A 5,601-nucleotide genomic window follows, 5' to 3' on the forward strand; every position below is an offset into this window, starting at 1 on the left:
AATCATATAGAAAGCTCCTTGAAGTAACCGGTAAAGTTTAGTTTGGAAGAAAACAAAAACGGTTAATAAAGGAGCTTAGAGTGAAACTATATGGTGGAATTGATTTACATTCAAATAATAGTGTTGTGGTATTAATTGATGAAGAAGGTCGTGAAATATTACGCAAACGAATAGCGAACGACCTTATAAAAATAGTTTCTTTATTGGAGCCATGGCGAAGTAATCTACTAGGAGTTGTCGTTGAGTCAACGTACAACTGGTACTGGTTGGTAGATGGCTTAATGGAATCAGGGTTTAAAGTTCATCTTGCTAATACGGCGGCGATACAGCAGTACTCAGGAGTGAAGTATACGGATGACACGAGTGATGCTCGTTGGTTGTCTGAACTGTTGCGATTAGGCATTTTACCGGAAGGCTATATTTATCCCAAGGAGCAACGTACGGCGCGGGATTTAATGCGCAAACGTATGCAATTGGTGCAACAGAGCACTCTAAATGTCCAGTCAATTCAGGGACTCTATGCTCGGCATTTGAATAAAAGAATTTCCGCAAACAAAATTAAGCAACTCACAGCAGAGCAAGTGGATGTTGATTTTTTAATCCCTCATGTTGCATTAGCAGTGAAGAGTAATTTGGTGGTTATGAATTGTTTACAGGAGCAAATCAATACCTTGGAAAAGGTACTTAAAAAAGACTTGCGGTTGGAACGTGCCTTTGAACAGTTAACCAGTATTGATGGAATCGGTTTGGTATTGGCTTTAACAATTATGTTAGAAACAGGGGCGATTTCGCGTTTTGATACAGTGGGCGATTATGCCTCCTATTGCCGATGTATTAGTGGGGCAAAATTTAGTAATGGTAAGAAAAAGGGAAATACCAATAGCAAAAACGGTAATAAATTTTTAGCTTGGGCGTTTACTGAAGCTGCTAATTTTGCAATTCGATATAACGAAACGGTGAAACAGTATTATCAACGGAAACTCGCCAAAACAAACAAGGTTGTTGCGATTAAAACGGTTGCACATAAATTAGCTCGAGCTTGTTTTTATGTATTGAGAGACCAGGTGGAGTTTAATGTACAAAAAGCATTTATGTAATCAGGTTAAACGGCGTTCGGTTAAGGTAATTGAGTTATACCATGGGGTTGGTAAAACCAATAGCTCTGATTAAACCTTTACCTTAACCACTTAATCTAATCATGAGGTCATTGAAGTTTGTTGTATACTGATATGCCCGTGCTCTGAGCCACAAAGGGTTGGCCATGTAAAAACATAAGCCACTGATTTGTCATTCTGGTTCATAGAACCTGGCGACTTGGACTGAGCACGGCACTATATAATTTCTGAGGCGATAATGCCAAGGACTACTAATGTCCATCAGGCCATTAGTAAATGTCTTAATTCATATGGGTGACTGGTGCATATTAGAGGACACCTCCATTAGAAATTTTAGATGCATAGAGTGTACATGTAACCTTCTAACACTTCTAAAATTATAAAATTTGGCTTACAAACCAAACGGCTTTGCTTTACCTCTTGACCGAGAGTTTCTAATGGGTGATCCCTATAGGTAAGAAGAGCAAGGTCTCGATATACAGCTGCTTAAAACAAACAATCCACTTAAGAACGACCTATTGCTGTTAATCTAGCCTTAATAATCATGCCATATAATGCTCATTTTTTTATAAAGTGATTATTATGAATTCTATTCCGTCTATTTATGAACAAATAAAGCAAGACAAGAAATCGTATCACGGGATTACTTTGTCTTATCAAGGTGCCCAGTATGGGGAAGATAACTTTGATAAAAAAGGGTATATTGATTTTAATTCAGAGTTAAGCCCACTCGAAGCGTTTACTGAACGCTTTAAGAATATTGGCGCTTTAGTCATTCGATTTCATTTAGGACAGGGGCAACGTGCTGGATTATTACAACAAGTTGCAAAATTTGATTACTCTAACAACCCTGTAGAACGACCTGCACATGGAGATGATGAGGTTGATATGTTCTTTGATGGTTCTGACGCCATGAGCTCAAAAGCGGTTGGTCAATCCTTAGAGTTTGCAAGTCATCTATCATTAGGTCGTTCGAAATTATTAAACGAAAGAGCACAGCCTTTGGTTCATGTGAATAAACAAACGACTTATGGCGAGCAAGGACTATGGGATATTATTCATGCTCCAGTATGGAGTGTTGGCCGAAGTATGCGCTATGAACTGACCAAACAAGGATTCATTTATCTAGCTTGCCCTTCTTCTGTTAGTCCCACTGAGCGACAAGCTATCGACGAAGAGTTACGGGAATCAGGGAAACCCGTTAGAGTAGTATTTTCTGATTTTGATTTGACGCTTGAATTTTCTCAGATAAGCAAGCTTGGATTTTATATGGATGACAAGCAGAAATATACCCAAGAGTCTAACGGACTTGCTATTTCTACATCTAAACATGAAAAATTCGCTCCTTTAGGTTGGATTATCCATGCCGAAACAGGAGAAGTATTGCCACAAGAAATAACAGAAGACATCATTCGCGTGACAGCAATTTCAGAAGGGGGATTTTATGAAAAACGCCCCGCACAACAAAAAATTTTACAAGCGGGTAACCTTGTTAATAGCAGTGGTTTAGGTTTGTTTATTCAAAACCAGGCTTTTAATGCTATGTATGTCATTTTTGATTACTTACAAAAATACAATTTTGATCCACGTCCATTGCTAAGTAATTCTTTATCCGTCGCTTATAATCGTATGCAAAAAGCCATAAAAGAAGATCCTTCCTGTGTGGATGATTTTCTGGTAGGTGCTTTGCAGGATGAAATGGTGCAACCATTGCACGTGAGTCAGCCGCGAAGTAAGCGAACAGTATTACCTATAAGGTTTACGAATAATTTTGAGGTGACTTATAACAATTTAAAGGCAGTTGCCTATGCCTTTGATATGAAAGACAGTGCAGACCAGCCTATCTTTCGATCCTTTGATGATAGTGCAATCATTCAGAGCCATAGTGATTTTATTGACGCTAAAGTCAATGGTTATTTAGTTAGCCCTTCTTTTAACACTGGCAGCCATGTCGCAACTGTGTTGTCTACTGCCTTGTTAGTCGCAGAAGAAATGATGGTGGAACAATTATTGCCTGAAGCATTTTCTCAAAATGGGAAGAGTGAGTTATATGATCTTTTATCGAGTGTTTTGGATCATGAATCTGCGCAAAGAATAATCGAAGAATTAGCTATTACCACAGAGAATTTTCCTAAAAGTGATGATAAGGTCATTACTGGCACTCAGTTTGATTATTGTGGCTCTGTGTTACAGATTTTACGCCAAGAATTGGGTTTGAATAAACTACCGGCGTTAATTTGTCATCTTGCAAAAACCTGGAGTTAGCACCGAAGAGGCTATGTCTCATTTAACTACGCAAGAAGCTGAGCAATTATCTCATGGGTTAAAAATTTTGTACGGAATAGGTTTAAAATTACAAGAATACTCATTAACCAGTGCTCAATCAGAAGGGTCGAGGGGAATTAATGCGGGGCTTCAACCTTTAATTGCCCATTTGGATCCACAATTGGCAGAATCGTTGCGAATTCCTATGGACACTATTGTGAGAGCTGAAGTAAAACCTGTTGATAACGAAAAAGCAAGAACCAGAATATCAACTCAAGCAATTAGCAAATGTCCTTTCTTTGCCCACAAAATTTCCCGTCCTGAAGAAGAGATGGGAGTTCAAAGAGCCACTATTTCTGAAATTCCTGTTCAGGGAGAGGAAAGTAGAAATGAACCAACCTATCAACCTTCATTTTTTACTCAGTTATGGAATCATAAGAAAGAAATTGGATTTGTAGTGACTGGAGCAGTTTGCCTTGCTGCTAGCCTTATCTATAATAGTTAAATCCTAATATTGATCACTAAAAACAAGATAATAAGGTTCCCGTAGCCTTATTATCTTGCTCACCTTAGGGATAACTTTTACAGAAGAAATCTATGGAATCAGGCTTGAGTTTTACGTTAGTCATTAAATTGAAGTTCAAAATTCAAGCCTGCATCCAGCGCCTAAAACGAGCTAAATGAATTCGCCCCCTATTACGTTTCCAAGAATTGACAGACAAATCAATTCTTTCATTCAAACACACGGTCCTATCTCTGACATCTTTTATACTAGTCACTTTAGTAAAATTTTATTTTATTTCATATGGTTATTAAAAACCATGGGCATGAGAGCTAATACGTGGAATGTCATGTAATAAACATGATGATCCATATTTTGACATATAGATGATTTTTTAGTCATGTAATTAATTGTGTTTAGAAAGTGATGATTTTATGCCTATACAAAAGCGAGATGCAAACCTTGATATCTTTCCTGCCGTTCTAGAACACAACCACACGCATGTCAGTATAGGAGATATTCACGGAAACGCTCTGAAGTTAATTTATACGTTAATTGAAGAAGGTGTCCTGACATTAGATAAGGACCAATACGAGCAGATACGCGATATTTATAAAACGCCAGTTGGCAATCTTACAAAAGAACAAATCGAAACATTTGAATCAATTATTGCCAAGGCTGGAGTAAACGATCAACGTGCTATCACTCTTATTGGTGATGAATTGGCAGATAGAGGAAATAATGATTATTTTACCCTCTTGGTGCTAAAAAAACTACGTGAAGCTAATGTGGATATGGATGTCATGATATCCAACCATAGTATGGAATTTATTAAGGATTACGAAAGAGTTTCTTTTACAGGACAATATAATCTGGGAAGAGGGCAAGGAGCCTCTTTAGCCAACATGAGTGTCCTGATAAAGAAAGGGTTGGTTCAGGAAGATGATGTACGTCATATAGTTGATTTCTGTTACAAATCTATCGTTAAAGCTATTGGTTATACCTTAAGTGAAGAAGGCCAGATTACTCTATTCTCTCATGCACCGATTGGACTTGAAACAGTCGAAGCATTGGCCAATAAATTTAAGATTCCTTATAAAGATGCAACACCAAAGGAATTGTTCAGTATAATTGATGCTATTAATGAAACGGTTCGAACTAAATTTACAAATAAAGAATTGACAGCAATGCTTAGAGAAGAAGGGCATGGCAGTTCTGTGTTGCCAATTCCTATGAGTAAGCCATTAAAGCGCTTGGATGGAATCGTGCTGTAGGCGATGCATTAAAAACAGAACCCACGAGGGGTTGAAAGTTAAATTTGTTCATAGCCATATTGGGGATGGTGAGAGCTTAAAAAATGGCAAGGAATCTCCAGGGATAGTCACGCAAATCTTGATACGTCATTTGCAAAAGCATCTGAGTTATTTAAAACAGGCCCAGACCCGTTGTACCCCAAAGTCAATATAGTTTATCTGATAAGACAATCTTCTAATTTTACACAAAAATAACTAACTGACGAAAAACTAAAAGAACTCAGCCCACTCGCTCTATTTGAAGTTAATTTACAAAAATAAAAGAAAAAGTGATCAATTGAATGCTCGAGGATACGAAAAGGCAGAAAAGCCCAGTTTTGAACAAGCTATTGACAGTGATGTCTTGAATGATTTTATCGAATTTCTCACTATATCATTAGGTGACGTAGTTAAATTAACTGTAGTA

The 5,601-nt window shown here is 37.6% G+C and carries 4 protein-coding genes; all 4 read left to right on the plus strand.

The window, feature by feature from the left end; translation table 11 throughout:
- Positions 1 to 80: 80 nt before the first annotated feature.
- The 4 genes from BN58_RS05920 to BN58_RS05930 all read left to right on the plus strand — a co-directional run bounded on the left by BN58_RS05920 (position 81) and on the right by BN58_RS05930 (position 5,156).
- Entirely contained in the window at positions 81 to 1,097 is a 1,017-nt protein-coding gene (locus BN58_RS05920; protein ID WP_019215489.1) for an IS110 family RNA-guided transposase, read from the plus strand.
- A 600-nt stretch (positions 1,098 to 1,697) separates the two neighbouring features.
- Positions 1,698 to 3,380 (plus strand): Dot/Icm T4SS effector Ceg17, encoded by a 1,683-nt coding sequence (ceg17, locus tag BN58_RS22560; RefSeq protein WP_269570104.1) that lies wholly within the window; start codon positions 1,698 to 1,700, stop codon positions 3,378 to 3,380.
- Entirely contained in the window at positions 3,361 to 3,885 is a 525-nt protein-coding gene (locus BN58_RS35825; RefSeq protein ID WP_019216055.1) for a hypothetical protein, read from the plus strand. The genes ceg17 and BN58_RS35825 overlap by 20 nt, the downstream gene beginning before the upstream one ends.
- A gap of 431 nt (positions 3,886 to 4,316) precedes the next feature.
- Positions 4,317 to 5,156, plus strand: coding sequence for a hypothetical protein (locus BN58_RS05930; RefSeq protein WP_156812386.1), 840 nt, complete (start codon positions 4,317 to 4,319; stop codon positions 5,154 to 5,156).
- The last annotated feature ends 445 nt before the right edge of the window (positions 5,157 to 5,601 follow it).

The sequence above is a fragment of the Legionella tunisiensis genome, from assembly GCF_000308315.1.
In the GTDB taxonomy this organism is placed as follows: Bacteria; Pseudomonadota; Gammaproteobacteria; order Legionellales; family Legionellaceae; genus Tatlockia; species Tatlockia tunisiensis.